Below are 13,892 nucleotides of genomic sequence, written 5' to 3' on the forward strand. Positions count from 1 at the left end.
AGTAAAGAGGCAAGAGAGGGAGAACATAGGTCATGACGTTTCTCAGGCGTGTCAAAGAATATGTGGGCGATGCCTTCCGAGCCGCCAAGTACATCGGCCAAGGGATGGGGGTTGTCTTCGACCACATGGGCCGGCGCCCGGTAACCGTGCAATACCCCTTCGAAAAGCTGATCCCCTCTGAGCGCTTTCGGGGACGCATCCACTTCGAGTTCGACAAGTGCATTGCCTGCGAGATCTGTGTTCGAGTTTGCCCAATTGACCTGCCGGTGGTGGATTGGGCCTACAACCCAGAGCTGAAGAAAAAGGAGCTTTACAGCTACAGCATTGATTTCGGGGTGTGCATTTTCTGCGCCAATTGTGTGGAGTTTTGCCCCACCAACTGCCTCTCGGTAACCGAGGATTATGAGCTGGCCGCTTACGACCGCCATGACCTCAACTACCATCAGGTGGCGATGGGCCGTCTGCCCTCCAAGGTAACTGAGGACCCAATGGTGACCCCACTGCGGGAGTTTGCCTATCTGCCCAAAGGGGTGATCGATCCCCACGACTTGCCTGCTGGATCCCAGCGGGCTGGCAAACGACCGGAGGAGATTCTGGCGGAAATGAGAGCGGCCAAAGCTGCTAAGGAAGCCGAAGCGAAAGCAGCCAAGGCTGCTGCGGAATAGCGTGACATACTCCCGCACTCATGCTGACGCAAAGCGCTCCGCGCCGCTGTCCGCCACCCCTAGCCCCTTTCCCAGGGGATGTGACTGTTTGAACTTGTGGGACTGCCTTCCAGCATCGCCCGCTGCCGCAAGGTGATGGCCAGAAAAAGCGTCGAGGCCGCGAAGTTGGAGCTGTCCTTAGTGGGAATGAGATGCCTGGGGCGCAGAAATAAGGTCTTCTGAACCCTGCGATCTGCAATCAAAGATCTGAGTATGAGTATAGGTGTGGTGTCCTAGTCTGAACCAAAATGGCCATACGTGGGCAGGGCAGATGGCTGCCAGCCTTGGCTAACTTCAGGGGAAGGAAAACGTAAACCTACCCGCCAAGCCAGGGGATGTGGCCAAGCCGCTAAAAGTCTGCGCGACGTTTCCGCTCTTGCGAACCGTTACGGTAAAGGGAATGGGAGCAGTTGATTGGGAGCAGCGCCGGAACAATCTCACCTCGATGAAGTATGGCCCTGAGGGCGGGGTGGAAGCCCAAAAGACATTCTCCACAGCATTTTGGGTTACGGCAACACAGTCGGCATTGGCATCCACATCCAGCCGTCCTCCAGAAGGGACAATTCGGTTGTTAAAAAACACGGTCTGCTGCGTGGGATCCGTAACATACAGGTCAAGGTCATCGATGGTGTTCCAACTCAAGGTAACTTGAATGGGGCCGGTGCCCAATACTGGAGGTGTGGGGGTGGGAGAGGGTGTCGGTGCAGGAGTGGGAGAGGGTGTCGGTGCAGGAGTTGGTGGTGGCCTCAGGGTAGGAGTTGGCGTGGGCGCAGGTTCCCCAGTGACCCTCTGAGCAAAGTTTCCTTGGAAAGTGTTGTCGGCCAGGTAGGCTGCAACTACCGCATCTGGGGTGCCGGGGGCTGCTTGAATTGCTATCCCTATGCCCTCGCCCCGAGCCAGAAATGTATTTCCAGAAAGGGTACGGGCTTGTGTTCCTTGCAAAATGCGAATGCCGACGCTCCCGGCTATCCCACCCACGCCGATCCGGTTGGATTGAATGGATGGAATTGAGCCTGCCCCATCCAGCTGAATCCCGGTAGTGCCACTCGTACCTGCTTGCCGCGCCTGCAGTACCAAGCCGGCTCCAGCCGTGGGTGGATCCCCTTCGATTTGGTTGTTGCGGAAGATCCCGCCGGAGTTGTCACCATAGCGAACGGCCAAAGCCCCCAAAGCCTGGAGGAGGATCGTGTTGTTTTCAATGGTGGGATTGCTGCCCGGCACAGTGCCTATGCCCACCCCACCCGTTTTACTGACAATCGGCGAGACACGGCTGACCCGGCCATTCCCAGAGATCTGCACACAGGGATCCAAAAATTGCTGGCACAAGATCTGGGCTAACTGACCCAAGGCCCCCTCCAGAACTGCAGCATTGCCGTTGACCAAGATGTTGGAGCGGGGGTCGTTAAGGGTGACCTTGCCCGGTTGAAAGGTACCGTTGTTCACCTGCACCCGTCCACCTCCCAGCACCACGTCCACCCCCTGCAGGCTGGTTTGGCCGGCTACAATCACGTCAAAGAGCCCGGTCAGGATCTCATAGGCGGTGGAGCTGGTGATGCGAATGCGACCGCCGTTGGTGCCATCGCCGCCATCCAGGGCCAGGTTGCTTTGCAAAGTTTCCCTGCCCGTCCCCAAAATCTCGATCAGCACCTCCAGGCCGGCTGTGGCAGTCTGAAGTCGCTGCGCCTCTGCAACTGCGTCTGCCAGTTTGGTAAAGGGGCCACTGGCCGGATCCACTCTCAGGATGATGGGCCCGCCACCTGGCGGAGGAAGAGGTGGAGAACTGCCGCCGCCACCCCCACAGCCGAGGGCAACCCCCGCCAACAGAGGCAGCAAGGCTGAACAGATCCCCCAACCAGATTTGGATACTTGGCCAAGCATAGGTGGAAAGCCCTTTCAAGCGCTTAGCGGTCAAGGTTGTCAGAGCAACAAACAACTGCCACGGGGTCAAGGTACAGATGGCCAAGCTGGGATCCAATGCCCTCAGCAAAAGCATCCTCTAACGAATCCCCTCCTCAGTCAAGGCTTCGCAAGGGATCCGCAATCAATCATCAATCGGCAACAAAAATCTCAAAAATCTAGCGCTCTTCAGGAACTTGGAGGGTTCCGGCGATAATGTTCTGCTTCACCGCTTCCACGGCGGCCACCAAATCTGCCGGGAGCAAGGCTTGGTTGTACTCATCCAGAGCATAGCCGACACCCTCATTCTCCAGGCCAAAGGTTTGAATGCCGCCGACAAAGTTGCCTTCCACCACGCTGCGAATCACTTCATAGGTGGCCACATCCACCCTCTTCAGCATCGAGGTGAGACCGTGGTTGAGGGTGGCAGGGTTGTTATCGGTATCCCCCAGGTAGTTTTGGTTAGCATCCACACCGATAAAGAACAGCGGACGGGTATCCCCACTGCAGAGGCTGGCATAATCTGCGGGCTTGGGCACTTCCGCAAAGGGATCCCGAATGAAACTCACCCCGGCGGGCAGATCGGAGGCTCTGAGGCATCTCTCTTGCTTGACAAAGTCGATCAACCCCAGGCCGGATCCCCCGGCAGCGGCATAGATGATGTCGGCCCCTTGGGCTTTTTGGGCAGCAGCGATCTCTTTGGCTCGGGCCGGATCGTTCCAGGCGGCGGGCGTAGTCCCGACATAGTTGGCAATGACGCGACAGGTGATGCCGTCTTCGGCGCAGGCATATTCCACCCCGGCTCGATAGCCCGCCTCAAACTTGTGGATCAGGGGGATGTCCATGCCCCCCAAGAAGCCGACTACACCGGTTTGGGTTTGCTTGCCGGCAATGTAGCCCACCAAAAAGGATCCCTCATGTTCTCGGAAGAGGAGGCTGGCCACGTTGTCTTTTTCGGGGGAAACTGCGTCCACCAAGCCGAACTTCACCTCTTTGAACTCAGCGGCACTGGCGGTAACAGCCGGTTCCAGGGCAAAGCCCACCCCAATCACTACATCAAACCCCTCTTCGGCAAACTTGCGTACCCCCGGCCCCAGTTGGGAGGGATCCGTCGGCTCAAAGTCGAACACCTGCACTCCAAAGTCCTGCTTGGCGCGTTCCGCCCCTTCTGCCGCCGATTGGTTGAAGCTGCGATCGTTTTTGCCCCCTTCTCCAAAGGCAATACCCACCCGTATTTGAGGCTGAGCGGCACTGCTGAGAACGAACAGCCCCGTCAATATCCCCGTTAATACCCAAGAGATCCCCAAGGTTTTGCGCATCATGATGGTTTCCTATCGCCCCAGTAGCTTGATTAGCATCTCTCGAAAAGCCATTTTGTCCGCTCTGAGCACAACCTCAGCATTGGCAGGCCGACCCAGAATGCCTAGGCGATCCACCAAGCTATAGCCGCGAGTTAGCTCTCCGCAACATTCCACGTCCACATAGTGACGGGAACTTTGGCCAATCAGTTCCGGCTGCAAAGCCATGGCCATGGTTAAAGAATCGGGATGGGTGATGCCGTCAAGACCTCCCCCTTCAGGATGGGAGCGGTTGAACTCCCAGGCCACCCGGTTCACCGCTAAGTAAAAGCGGCTGAGGGGAGTATCCAGGGAGAGGATCGGTTCTAGCTCTTCTCGTGTCAAAAAGCCATCGCTGACCGCCAGATCCCAAGGGGACAGCACCACCTCAAATCCAGCCTGCAACACCTTTTTGGCCGCTTCCGGATCCACGTAAAAGTTGAACTCGGCAGCCGGTGTGATGTTGCCGAGAGCATGGTTGGTGCCACCCATGATCCAGAGTTTTTTCACTTTGTGAGGTAGGTTGGGATCCTGAGCCAAGGCAAGAGCCAGGTTCGTCAGGGGGGCTTGGGCGATAATCTGCAGCTCTCCGGCCCAGCGGTTGGCCAGCTCCACAATGGCTGTCGGGGCGAAAAGCGATTCCGGGCGCTGCCTGGCCTTGGGGAAAAAAGAATTGCCCATGCCGTCTTCTCCATGGACGTAGGCCGCTGTAACCAGCTTGCCCACCAGGGGTTTGCTGGCCCCGGGATAGACCGGGATCCCAGCTTTTCCCGCCACCTCCAGGGTATAGAGAGCATTTTCAACGCATTGTTCCAGGTGCAAATTGCCAGCACAGACGGTGATCGCTTCCACACTGCTGTTGGGCCAGAGCAACCCAAAGAGCAACGAGGTGACATCATCTCCCGCCGTATCCGTGTCGATCAAAAAGCGCTGCACAGCCATACACAGGCTAAGCCCAAATCAAGGTGTCATCTTAACCCTTGCAGGCAGTCTCAGGGCAGCCATTGAGCCGGTGTATCTTGAGAGGGGATCCGTGTAGGCTTGAGTCGATTGATGTCCTCTTCCATCCGTTCCATTACGCCGCAACAGATGGCCCAACACCTACGGGATCCCGAGGCTGGGCCTCTGCAATTGATCGATGTGCGGGAACCGGCAGAGCTGGAGCTGGTGAATTTGAATGCTTTAGGCTTTCGCAACTACCCCTTGAGCCGGTACGAGGAATGGAGGGAACGGATCCTCACAGAGCTGGATCCGAATCAGCCAACTTTTGTGCTCTGCCATCATGGCATCCGCTCTGCTCAGATGAGCCGGTGGCTACAGGCCAACGGGTTCACCCAGGTTTATAACATCAGCGGCGGCATTCACGCTTGGGCTTGTGAGGTGGATCCCTCCCTGCCCACCTATTGAGGTCACGGGCAAACCAGCACCATGTTCCCCATTCTTCATCTGCAGGGGGATCCCCAACAACGAGGCCAACAGTATGGATCCCAGGCGGCCCAACTCATTCGCCACAGCATTGCTAGTTACGCCCGCCAATTTGCCTACCGCTGTGGTCTCACCTGGCAGCAGGCCCAGACCCAAGCAGAGGGATCCCTGCCCTGGCTAGAGCGCCACGTGCCCCACCTGCTGGAAGAAATCCAAGGCATTGCCGCGGGGAGTGACTTCCGTTTCGCCGAGATTCTGGCCCTCAATTTGCGCACCGAAATTTTATCCAGATCGGTTCCCAGGGGATCCCATCCCGACTGCGCCGCTGCTCTGGAACACAATCTCCAAAACGGGGTGCCCCAGCACCCACCGGATCCTGCTCATGAATTCAAGGGGATTGATCTCATCGATCCAGCCCAAGCCAACCCGGATGGGGGAGAATGTACTACCCTAGCGGCCTTGCCCCAGGCTACCTCCACCCACCACACCTACTTGGCCCAAACCTGGGATTGGCTTGGGGAGCAGCGCAGGGCCTGTGTGCTGTTGCGCGTTCACTCCGATACCCACCCTGCCTACCTCACCCTGACCGAAGCTGGGATCCTGGCCAAAATTGGCCTCAATCAAGCAGGGTTGGCCGTAGCCCTCAACCTCTTGCGCTCTACCCTAGATGGGCAAACCGAGGGAATGCCGGTGCATTTGCTATTGCGCTTGTTGTTGGAGTGTGAGGAGTGGCAGCAAGCTGTGGAGAGGGTGAGATCCTACCCCTACACCGCCTCCTCTTGTGTCAGCGTTGCCGGTATTACAGGACAGGCGACAGGCCTACAGCCCGCTAAGGCGACCAGCTTTGAAATCAGTCCACGAGGAATTGGCCTGCATCTCCCTCAAGGAGGGATCCTCGCCCACACCAATCATTTCCTGGATCCGGCCTTGCGAGAAGATGAGCTGCCCCCCCATATAGGATCCTCCACAAGGCTAGAACGGGCCTATCATTTGCTTCGCCAGAGTGCTCAAACGGGAACCCTAGACGCGGTCGCTCTTCAAAAAATCCTACAAGACCGGACGAATGCCCCCCACTGCATCTGCCGCCATCCGGATCCCCATCTGCCCGTCTGGGATCGCACCGAAAGCGTGGCGGCTGTGGTGATGGATTTGAACCGGCAAATCTTACACCTGGCCCCCAACATTCCCGATCAAGTGGAGTTTGTACCGATTTCCGGGATTTTCTAGGTTTGGGAGATGCAGTAGGATCGAGCTGAAGAGAGAGGAGGGGCAGGCGATCGCGTCCTTGCTGTCGCCACCAGACAGCGGGATGAGGAAAGTCCGGGCTTTCAGAAGAACACACCGCTGGGGAAACTCCCAGTGCGGGTAACCGCGAGGATAGTGCCACAGAAACATACCGCCGATGGCTGGGATCCCAGCACAGGTAAGGGTGCAAAGGTGGGGTAAGAGCCCACCAGCAACGTCGTGAGGCGTTGGCTCGGTAAACCCCGGTGGAAAGCAAGGCCGCAGCCGCAGGATCATGGCTGTTCTTCGCCCCTGTTGGCTGCATCGAGATCACGGTACCCAAAGCGGGGAAGGGTGCTCTCGATGGTGGTGAGCCGCTAGAGGGTGATGGCAACATCACTCCCAGATGGATGATCGCCAGTGCAACTCTGCACTACAGAACCCGGCTTACAACCTCCTCTCTTTTCTATCTGGTCTCTGTTGGGTCACGCCTGCCATCCACAGCTCCACGCAGGCTTGCAGAAGGGGGGGGATCCTGGCGGTTTCGGCGCCTTTCTCTGATTTTTTAGATTTTTCATCCGATAGCTGCCCCTCAACAGAGGGCTCGGTTCCGTCGGCGCCAACGGAAGGCAACTCGGCAGTTACCGCCAACATTGCTGCTCCCAAAATCATTACATGCAAAACCCCAACGGCTGCATAAAGGCGATCTGGCTCGACAGATTGCAACTCAGAGTTGGGAAATCGCCGCAAATACTCTGTCAGCTGTTCTTGGGCCTGAGAAAAACCCATCCGCAAGGCGCGACGATGTTCCTCAGAATAAAGGCCAGCCTCCCCGACCAGGGAGCGCACCAGTTCAGGATTATCGGCCAAAGCCCGAAAACAGGTGTGGACGTAGCGCAGGAGAATGGCTTGTAACCCAGAGCCTTGAGAGGGGGCGGGATCCGCCTTCAGGGGCAGATCGGCTATGCCGGAAAAGACCCCCAGCTCCCCAAATACGGCCAGGAGTAACCCTTGCTTGGTGCCGAAGTGCCGAAACAGGGTGACCTCATTCACTCCGGCCAAATCCGCAATTTGACGGGTGGTGGTCTGGGTGATGCCCTGACGAACGAACAGCTCCCGAGCCGCATTCAGCAGCCTTTGCCGAGAAGAAGGACGTGCCATAGTGAGGAGAAAACCTGAAGAATTGCGGCGGGCTGCAAGTGACGCTTGCATTTACGGTGGAATACCGCTAGGCTTAATGTCAAGCGAGAGGATGTCTGCAGCGTTGCCTCTGCTCCTCTTCTTCCTGTGTAGCCAAGTTCATCACAGCGGAGCACATAGCAAGTCACCGCTGGCTATGGCGGTGTCTTCAGGGGTTTGACTCCGTTTTCACGTTGGGCCGCTGTTATCCGGCGGCCTTAACTTGGGCTTTGTGTTTTGGCTCTTTCCTAGTCAGTCTAGTCTACTTCTTCTTCTGAGGTTTTGTGGGTCCATGACCATTTCTTTTTCTCGCCAATCGCTGAATCATCCCGCTCCGCTCAATCGGCCCGAGCCCCAAGAGTCCTTTCGGTTTGCTTGGGAACATGTGCTCTTCTTTGCCATTTTTCACGTGGTGGCTTTGGTGGGAGGCATTTTCTTCTTCTCCTGGCCTGCTCTGGGGGTAGCCCTGTTTCTCCACTGGTGTTTCGGCAGCTTAGGCATCTGCTTGGGGTACCACCGCCTGCTCAGCCATCGTAGTTTCCAGGTGCCCAAGTGGCTGGAATATGTCTTCACGACTCTCGGTGCCCTGGCCGTTCAAGGGGGGCCGATCTTTTGGGTGGGTGGCCACCGTCAGCATCACGCCTTTACCGAAGATGAGGAGAGGGATCCCTATTCTGCTCGTAAGGGCTTTTGGTGGAGCCACATACTCTGGCTGATCTACCACCGCGAAGAATTTTTCAACCCTGAGAAGTATTCTGCCTTTGCGCCCGACTTGGCTCGGGATCCCTTCTACCGCTGGCTGGATAGGTACGCCCTGCTTCTGCAGCTGCCATTGGCCGCGATACTCTACCTGCTGGGGGGCTGGTCATTCGTCGTGTACGGTATCTTCGTGCGGACAGTGCTGCTACTGCATTGCACCTGGTTAATCAACTCGGCCAGCCACTTCTGGGGTTACCGGACTTTCGAGAGCAACGACAATGCCCGTAACCTTTGGTGGGCGGCCATTCTAACCTATGGTGAAGGCTGGCACAACAACCATCATGCCGACCCGAAGTGCGTTAAGGCCGGTTTGCGTTGGTGGGAGATCGACATGACCTACTGGGCCATTTGGCTGTTGGCGAGATTGGGCCTGGCTCGTAAGCTGCACCTGCCTGCCCAAGGCCAAGCTGCTCGCTGAACTGGTTTTTCCCAGACCTTGCAGAGGAATCATCCGGGGATCCCTATCCCTGGGGATCCCTTTTGGGTTGCAGAGAGAGCTAGTCTTCTAAGGGGCTATACTGCCACGCTCCATAGTGGTCAAGAATACGCTTAATTTGTTCTATGTCGGCATCGGGTTCTTGATGAATATGCAATGCCTCTATTTGGCTGTCTTGGTAGCGAAAGGTGGAGTTTTTTTTCCACTCCAGCTCCGTTTTCACCCCTGAAACACAAGCCAAATGGGCAGCCAATTCCCGATAAACCATCAGGGGCATAGAATCGTAGCGAATAGCGTAGCGCTTCATTTTGGGAGTGCTCACGAATGACAGCCCGATCAACGTAGCCCAGGGTATAACTCAAGACAACCCAAGTAACTTCCGGATTATGCAATCACTGCAAAAAGTAAAAGAGTCCTCTATGCAAAACTCTGGGGCGAGGACTTGACCGGCAAAATGGGATGGGACTAAGCAATTTTGTCATCGACCAAAGTGCAGCAGTTTACCTGATCCAGGCAAATCTTTCCCCATTGCAAGGCCCAGCGTACTAAGGCCACCCGATTTGCCGTTCGGGTCTTGCTCAAAATATTGCTGATGTGATTGTCAACGGTGCGCTTGCTGATCTCTAGGCGTTCCGCGATGTCCTGATTGGTCAGTCCTGCTGCAATCAACTCAATGACCTGCAGCTCTCGTTCGGACAACAAGTCTGCGGAATGATAGTCAGTACCCATTCCGAATGCCTGCTTAAGATGAACTGTAAAGATTACCTACCCCAATTCTAGGGGATCACCCCTGGGATGGATAGCCCTGCAGCAGGGAAATCTTGAGCGATTCTCGTCCAGATTCTGGCTGCGGGCCACTGACGCGAGCGTCTTCGGGCGGGTTTCACAAGGGATCCAGGTGCTTCCGGGGCAGTTCCACCTGAACCCACAGCCCACCGGTTTGCGGGTGATTGCGCAGTTGGATGGTGCCCCCGTGAACTTCGACAATTTGTCGCACAATTGCCAGCCCTAGGCCAGTTCCGCCTTTGCTGCGGGCCCGCGCAGTGTCGGTGCGGTAAAAGGGCTGGAAGACCAACTCAAATTGATCCTCTGGCAGGCCGGGGCCGTGATCATACACCTCTAACTGCACCTGGGATCCCTGCTCCGAAAGCACCACATGGATAGGAGAGTCGGGCTTGCCATACTTGACGGCGTTGTCCAAGAGATTGAGGATGAGGCGGTATAGGCGTTGCTCATCTCCCCAGAGGTAAATCTGGGACAATCCGCTCAGGTGCAGTTCCTGGTGGCGGGGTTTGGCCAACGGCTCCAAACTTTGCCAGGCTTCCTGCACCAGACTTGCCAGATCCACCCAGCGCCACTGAGAGCGGGATGCGGCTCCCAGATTGAGGGCACTGAGTTCGAGCAAGTCTTGAACCAAACGGCTCAGGCGCAGAGTTTCATTTAGCAATCGTTCTACCCAGACTGCCTGAGCGGCATCGACCCGGCTTTGTAAAGTTTCGGCCAGCAAGCGAATGGAGGTGAGGGGGGTTTTCAGCTCGTGAGCCACATCCGAAGCCCAGCGATCCCGCTGTTGGGCCAGCATTTTTGCTTCCAGCCGGTCTTCCAAAAAAATGGCCACGTGCGCTTGCGGCAGGAGCAACCCCCAAGCCCGCAGCGGAATCGGTTTGCCATCCCCACCGGAAGGGTAGAAAATCCATTCGCGACTTTGGACAGGAGCAGCGGTCTCCTGTCGGCGGGTAGCCTCGATGAGCTGATCCAACTCATAGGAGCGCACCCATTCCAGCAAGAGCTTGATGCCCGGCTGCCATTGGCTGATGCGCAGCAGGCGCTGGGCGGCAGGATTGCACTCCAGCACCACGTTGTTTTCGTCTACCCGCAGATATCCCCAAGGGAGCCGCTGACTCAGGTATTGCCAGTTTTGCAGTTGCTGTTTTTGGTTGGCCCAATCCAGATCTTGTTGGCGAAGATAACGGCTGAGCAAGCTGAGCATCTGTTCCAGGGAGTGGAGGGGCATGGCCAGATGCACCAGGGATCCCAACCGTTGCAATTCGCGGCTGAAACGACGCCGACTTTGCCACAGCAGGAGCAACGTGCAAAGCAAACCGATTCCCAACCCGATCAGGATCCCGGCTTCCAGTCCCATGTTCCCACCACCTTTGCTGCCATTGTCGCTCAGGGAAGCAAGAGTGGAGGCGAAAGCCCGGTTGCCGGCCTCTTATCGACGATGTACGAGGGTGGTACTGGCTTGGTCGGTGGGCACAAGCAAGATCTCGCTGATGTTCACGTGGGGGGGACGGGTTGCCGCAAACACCACCACTTCAGCCACATCCATCGCCGTCAAGGGGGTGAGGCCCTGATACACTGCTGCCGCGCGGGCGCGATCCCCACGGAAGCGCACTTGGCTGAACTCGGTTTCCACCAGGCCCGGCTGAATCTCGGTGACGCGAATGGGGGTGCCCAGTAAATCCAGCTTCAGCCCCTCAGAGATGGCTCGCACAGCGGCCTTGGAAGCGCAATACACAGCGCCACCTGGGTAGGTCTGCCGACCGGCAATGGAGCCGATGTTCACCACATGGCCTCGACCTCGCTCCACCATGCCGGGCAAAACGGCGCGGGTAACATAGAGCAGACCCTTGAGGTTGGTATCGATCATCTCTTCCCAGTCTTGCAAGGCCCCCATGTGGAGCTTGTCCAAGCCACGACTTAAACCGGCATTGTTGACCAAGATGTCGATGTTGGCCCACGGCGAGGGCAAAGATTGAAGCGCCTGCTGCACGGCTGCCCCATCCCGCACATCCAAAGCCAGCAGGTAGGAAGGAGTGCCGTAAGCCTGCTGCAATTCCCCAGCCAGTTCCTGCAGCCGATCCTGACGGCGGGCCACCAGAATCAGGCGGGCTCCAGAACGGGCAAAAAGGGTGGCACAAGCGGCCCCAATGCCGCTACTGGCTCCGGTGATGAGCACGATGGAGTTTTCAAGCATCATTATTTGCTAATTCAAATGCTGTGATTTCAGTTGGGTTGAGTCGGAGAAAAATGGACAGCCACCTTCAGCTTCCTCGTCAGTTCGAGGCTACAGCCATTCTAGAGTTCGAGCCACTTCCCCAGGGGGGAGCCTGGGATCCAGCAAACGAATCGTTTCGCTGCTGTTCGGTAGCGACGCTACCGCTTCCTGCAAAAGCTCCTTAAAGAGAGCGCTCCAGCAGCTTGACACAAGCGTACAGGGTATCCAAATGGGGAGTGGGCACGCCCACTAAACGCCCCAGCTCGGTGATGGCTCCCACAATGGCCTCGATCTCCGTCCGTCGCCCCAGCTCAATATCCTGCAGCATCGAGGTGCGATGGGATCCCACGCGGGCTGCATCTTCTAGCCGCTCTTCCAAAGAGACCGGCAGCCGGATCCCCAGAGCTTGGGCCACAGCCTCAACTTCCTGCATCACCGACCGAACCAAAGCACGGGTGGGTGGGTATTGGGCAATTTCATCTTGAGCAGCCCGGGTGAGGGCGCTGATGGGATTGAAGGCGGCATTGCCCCACAGTTTCTGCCAGATCTCGGCCCGAATCTGCGAGGTGAGGGTGGTGGAAAGCTGCGCCTGTTCAAAGATGGCGGCCAAGGACTGCAGCCGTCCTGACAGGGATCCATCCGGCTCCCCCAGAATGTAGCGCCCACCCCCTGTGTGCAAGACCACTCCTGGCTCTGCCAACTGCACGGCGATATACACCACACAGCCGATCACCCGCTCTATCGGCAGATGGGCAGCGATAACCCCTTCTGGATCCACGGAAGTCAGGGAATGCCCCTCAAACTCGCCCCCATGCCGGTAGAAGTACCACCAGGGGATACCATTCTGGGCAATCACAATGGGGGTGTCGGGGCCACACAGGGATCCCAGTCGAGGGGCAAGCTGCGGCAAGCTGTGGGCCTTGACCGTCACTATCAGCCAGTCCTGTGGGCCCAGGGCAGCCGGATCGTCGGTGGCCGTCAAGTGCTCCACCCAGGTTTGGGAGGGATCCCCCTGCCGGATCAGCTTTAGACCTTGGGTGCGGATGGCCTGCAGGTGAGCTCCACGGGCCACGACACTGACGGGAAAGCCAGACCGAGCCAGGCATATGGCCAAGTGACTTCCCACCGCCCCAGCACCAACGATACAAATCTTCATGAGTTTATCATCTTTCCGCCACCCACCTCATATCCAGGTGGCCAATTGACATGGAATTGACATGGAGCTGTAACAAGGCCCGATACCGGGCCCGGGAGAAATCCTCGACAGCTTTACTCTGCCCCCCCTTGGGTCACCCTCAGGATCCCATATCCAAGTGCCACGCCCACCAGGGTCAGCACAATGCAGAGTCCAGCAATGGTGAAGATCTCGCCAGCCATAGATTCAGCTTCCTCGCAAATGGGATACATCGCCTTCTCAGGATATCGGATCCCCAGCCCTGGCCTTCACTCCAGCGGTGTAGCGACCCAAACCTAGCTCCTGGAAAAACAGGCGTTCTCTTGGACTTGATAAGATCCGGCTATCCACCTCTATAATGAAAGCAATTTACAAGTCTTTACCGGCATAGGCTAAATTGTAATGCCTACAGCCGTAAAACTTGTCCGGTGGCTCTCGAATGCTCTGTTGGGCCTCGTGAGCCCTGGAAACGGTTCTCGATAGGGTCTTGGAGCGCTGGGAATTCTAACCCACTGGAAAGTTCCCAGGCAGTTCTCGCCAAAGAGCCGTTCAAAGAAACTGAGGCAAAAGACCCGAGGGTTGAGTCTTTATACCTAGGCTCCGCTCTTGCTTCGAAGAGGCAAACTTTGTAGTTTCATTAACGTCCTCATTCATTTAGATGTCTTTAAGGAGTAGTTCAGATGACCATAGCGGTAGGGCGCGTGCGTCAGGAGCGAGGATGGTTCGACATCGTCGATGACTGGCTCAAGCGCGACAG

General features: G+C 57.0%; 13 protein-coding genes, 1 other RNA gene and 1 pseudogene. 5 read left to right on the forward strand and 10 right to left on the reverse strand.

Features of this window, described 5'->3' with window-relative positions; all coding sequences use genetic code 11:
* Nucleotides 1-32 precede the first annotated feature (32 nt).
* On the forward strand, nt 33-665 hold the full coding sequence (gene ndhI, locus NW870_RS07980) for an NAD(P)H-quinone oxidoreductase subunit I (protein ID WP_414374764.1): 633 nt from the start codon (nt 33-35) through the stop codon (nt 663-665).
* Between the two features lie 333 nt (nt 666-998).
* Here the strand turns inward: ndhI and NW870_RS07985 are convergent, their stop codons facing one another.
* From NW870_RS07985 to NW870_RS07995, 3 genes are all read right to left on the reverse strand, one after another.
* Nucleotides 999-2,537 carry a right-handed parallel beta-helix repeat-containing protein gene (locus NW870_RS07985; protein ID WP_414374765.1) on the reverse strand — a complete coding sequence of 513 codons (1,539 nt, stop codon included), beginning with the start codon at nt 2,535-2,537 and terminating at the stop codon, nt 999-1,001.
* A 242-nt stretch (nt 2,538-2,779) separates the two neighbouring features.
* Nucleotides 2,780-3,922 (reverse strand): BMP family lipoprotein, encoded by a 1,143-nt coding sequence (locus NW870_RS07990; protein ID WP_414374766.1) that lies wholly within the window; start codon nt 3,920-3,922, stop codon nt 2,780-2,782.
* Nucleotides 3,923-3,931: 9 nt separating this feature from the next.
* A complete protein-coding gene (locus NW870_RS07995) occupies nt 3,932-4,879 on the reverse strand; it encodes a nucleoside hydrolase (RefSeq protein ID WP_414357935.1) in 948 nt (315 codons plus the stop codon).
* Nucleotides 4,880-4,990: 111 nt separating this feature from the next.
* Here NW870_RS07995 and NW870_RS08000 point away from each other — a divergent pair, with 111 nt between their 5' ends.
* From NW870_RS08000 to rnpB, 3 genes are all read left to right on the forward strand, one after another.
* The gene (locus tag NW870_RS08000) at nt 4,991-5,344 is read left to right on the forward strand and encodes a rhodanese-like domain-containing protein (RefSeq protein WP_414357937.1); all 354 of its coding nucleotides are present in this window, start codon (nt 4,991-4,993) and stop codon (nt 5,342-5,344) included.
* 21 nt (nt 5,345-5,365) lie between these two features.
* Nucleotides 5,366-6,589, forward strand: coding sequence for a C45 family autoproteolytic acyltransferase/hydolase (locus NW870_RS08005; protein WP_414374767.1), 1,224 nt, complete (start codon nt 5,366-5,368; stop codon nt 6,587-6,589).
* 32 nt (nt 6,590-6,621) lie between these two features.
* Nucleotides 6,622-7,052: RNase P RNA component class A (rnpB, locus tag NW870_RS08010), an RNA gene on the forward strand.
* 539 nt (nt 7,053-7,591) lie between these two features.
* Here the strand turns inward: rnpB and NW870_RS08015 are convergent.
* Nucleotides 7,592-7,798: pseudogene (locus NW870_RS08015) on the reverse strand (helix-turn-helix domain-containing protein); the annotation flags it as partial.
* Between the two features lie 259 nt (nt 7,799-8,057).
* Here NW870_RS08015 and NW870_RS08020 point away from each other — a divergent pair.
* Nucleotides 8,058-8,942 carry an acyl-CoA desaturase gene (locus NW870_RS08020; RefSeq protein ID WP_414374769.1) on the forward strand — a complete coding sequence of 295 codons (885 nt, stop codon included), beginning with the start codon at nt 8,058-8,060 and terminating at the stop codon, nt 8,940-8,942.
* Nucleotides 8,943-9,021: 79 nt separating this feature from the next.
* Here NW870_RS08020 and NW870_RS08025 read toward each other — a convergent pair whose 3' ends face one another.
* From NW870_RS08025 to NW870_RS08050, 6 genes are all read right to left on the reverse strand, one after another.
* Nucleotides 9,022-9,282 (reverse strand): hypothetical protein, encoded by a 261-nt coding sequence (locus NW870_RS08025; protein WP_414357942.1) that lies wholly within the window; start codon nt 9,280-9,282, stop codon nt 9,022-9,024.
* 143 nt (nt 9,283-9,425) lie between these two features.
* Complete coding sequence (locus NW870_RS08030; RefSeq protein ID WP_011432496.1) at nt 9,426-9,689, reverse strand: helix-turn-helix domain-containing protein; 264 nt, start codon at nt 9,687-9,689, stop codon at nt 9,426-9,428.
* A gap of 154 nt (nt 9,690-9,843) precedes the next feature.
* Entirely contained in the window at nt 9,844-11,103 is a 1,260-nt protein-coding gene (locus tag NW870_RS08035; RefSeq protein ID WP_414357944.1) for a sensor histidine kinase, read from the reverse strand.
* Nucleotides 11,104-11,175: 72 nt separating this feature from the next.
* Nucleotides 11,176-11,943: an SDR family oxidoreductase gene (locus NW870_RS08040; protein ID WP_011432494.1), complete on the reverse strand. Its 768-nt coding sequence runs from the start codon at nt 11,941-11,943 to the stop codon at nt 11,176-11,178.
* A 199-nt stretch (nt 11,944-12,142) separates the two neighbouring features.
* Complete coding sequence (locus NW870_RS08045) at nt 12,143-13,117, reverse strand: ketopantoate reductase family protein (RefSeq protein WP_414357946.1); 975 nt, start codon at nt 13,115-13,117, stop codon at nt 12,143-12,145.
* A 113-nt stretch (nt 13,118-13,230) separates the two neighbouring features.
* Nucleotides 13,231-13,338: a PetM family cytochrome b6-f complex subunit 7 gene (locus tag NW870_RS08050; protein ID WP_414329137.1), complete on the reverse strand. Its 108-nt coding sequence runs from the start codon at nt 13,336-13,338 to the stop codon at nt 13,231-13,233.
* Nucleotides 13,339-13,892 lie beyond the last annotated feature (554 nt).

The sequence above is a fragment of the Synechococcus sp. R50.1 genome (assembly GCF_047462115.1).
Classification (GTDB): Bacteria; Cyanobacteriota; Cyanobacteriia; order Thermostichales; family Thermostichaceae; genus Thermostichus.

Coding starts and splice junctions, on each gene's coding strand:
- ndhI (WP_414374764.1), top strand. CDS start 33: ATGACGTTTCTCAGGCGTGTCAAAGAATATGTGGGCGATGCCTTCCGA.
- NW870_RS07990 (WP_414374766.1), bottom strand. CDS start 3,922: ATGATGCGCAAAACCTTGGGGATCTCTTGGGTATTAACGGGGATATTG.
- NW870_RS07995 (WP_414357935.1), bottom strand. CDS start 4,879: ATGGCTGTGCAGCGCTTTTTGATCGACACGGATACGGCGGGAGATGAT.
- NW870_RS08000 (WP_414357937.1), top strand. CDS start 4,991: ATGTCCTCTTCCATCCGTTCCATTACGCCGCAACAGATGGCCCAACAC.
- NW870_RS08005 (WP_414374767.1), top strand. CDS start 5,366: ATGTTCCCCATTCTTCATCTGCAGGGGGATCCCCAACAACGAGGCCAA.
- NW870_RS08020 (WP_414374769.1), top strand. CDS start 8,058: ATGACCATTTCTTTTTCTCGCCAATCGCTGAATCATCCCGCTCCGCTC.
- NW870_RS08030 (WP_011432496.1), bottom strand. CDS start 9,689: ATGGGTACTGACTATCATTCCGCAGACTTGTTGTCCGAACGAGAGCTG.
- NW870_RS08035 (WP_414357944.1), bottom strand. CDS start 11,103: ATGGGACTGGAAGCCGGGATCCTGATCGGGTTGGGAATCGGTTTGCTT.
- NW870_RS08040 (WP_011432494.1), bottom strand. CDS start 11,943: ATGATGCTTGAAAACTCCATCGTGCTCATCACCGGAGCCAGTAGCGGC.
- NW870_RS08045 (WP_414357946.1), bottom strand. CDS start 13,117: ATGAAGATTTGTATCGTTGGTGCTGGGGCGGTGGGAAGTCACTTGGCC.
- NW870_RS08050 (WP_414329137.1), bottom strand. CDS start 13,338: ATGGCTGGCGAGATCTTCACCATTGCTGGACTCTGCATTGTGCTGACC.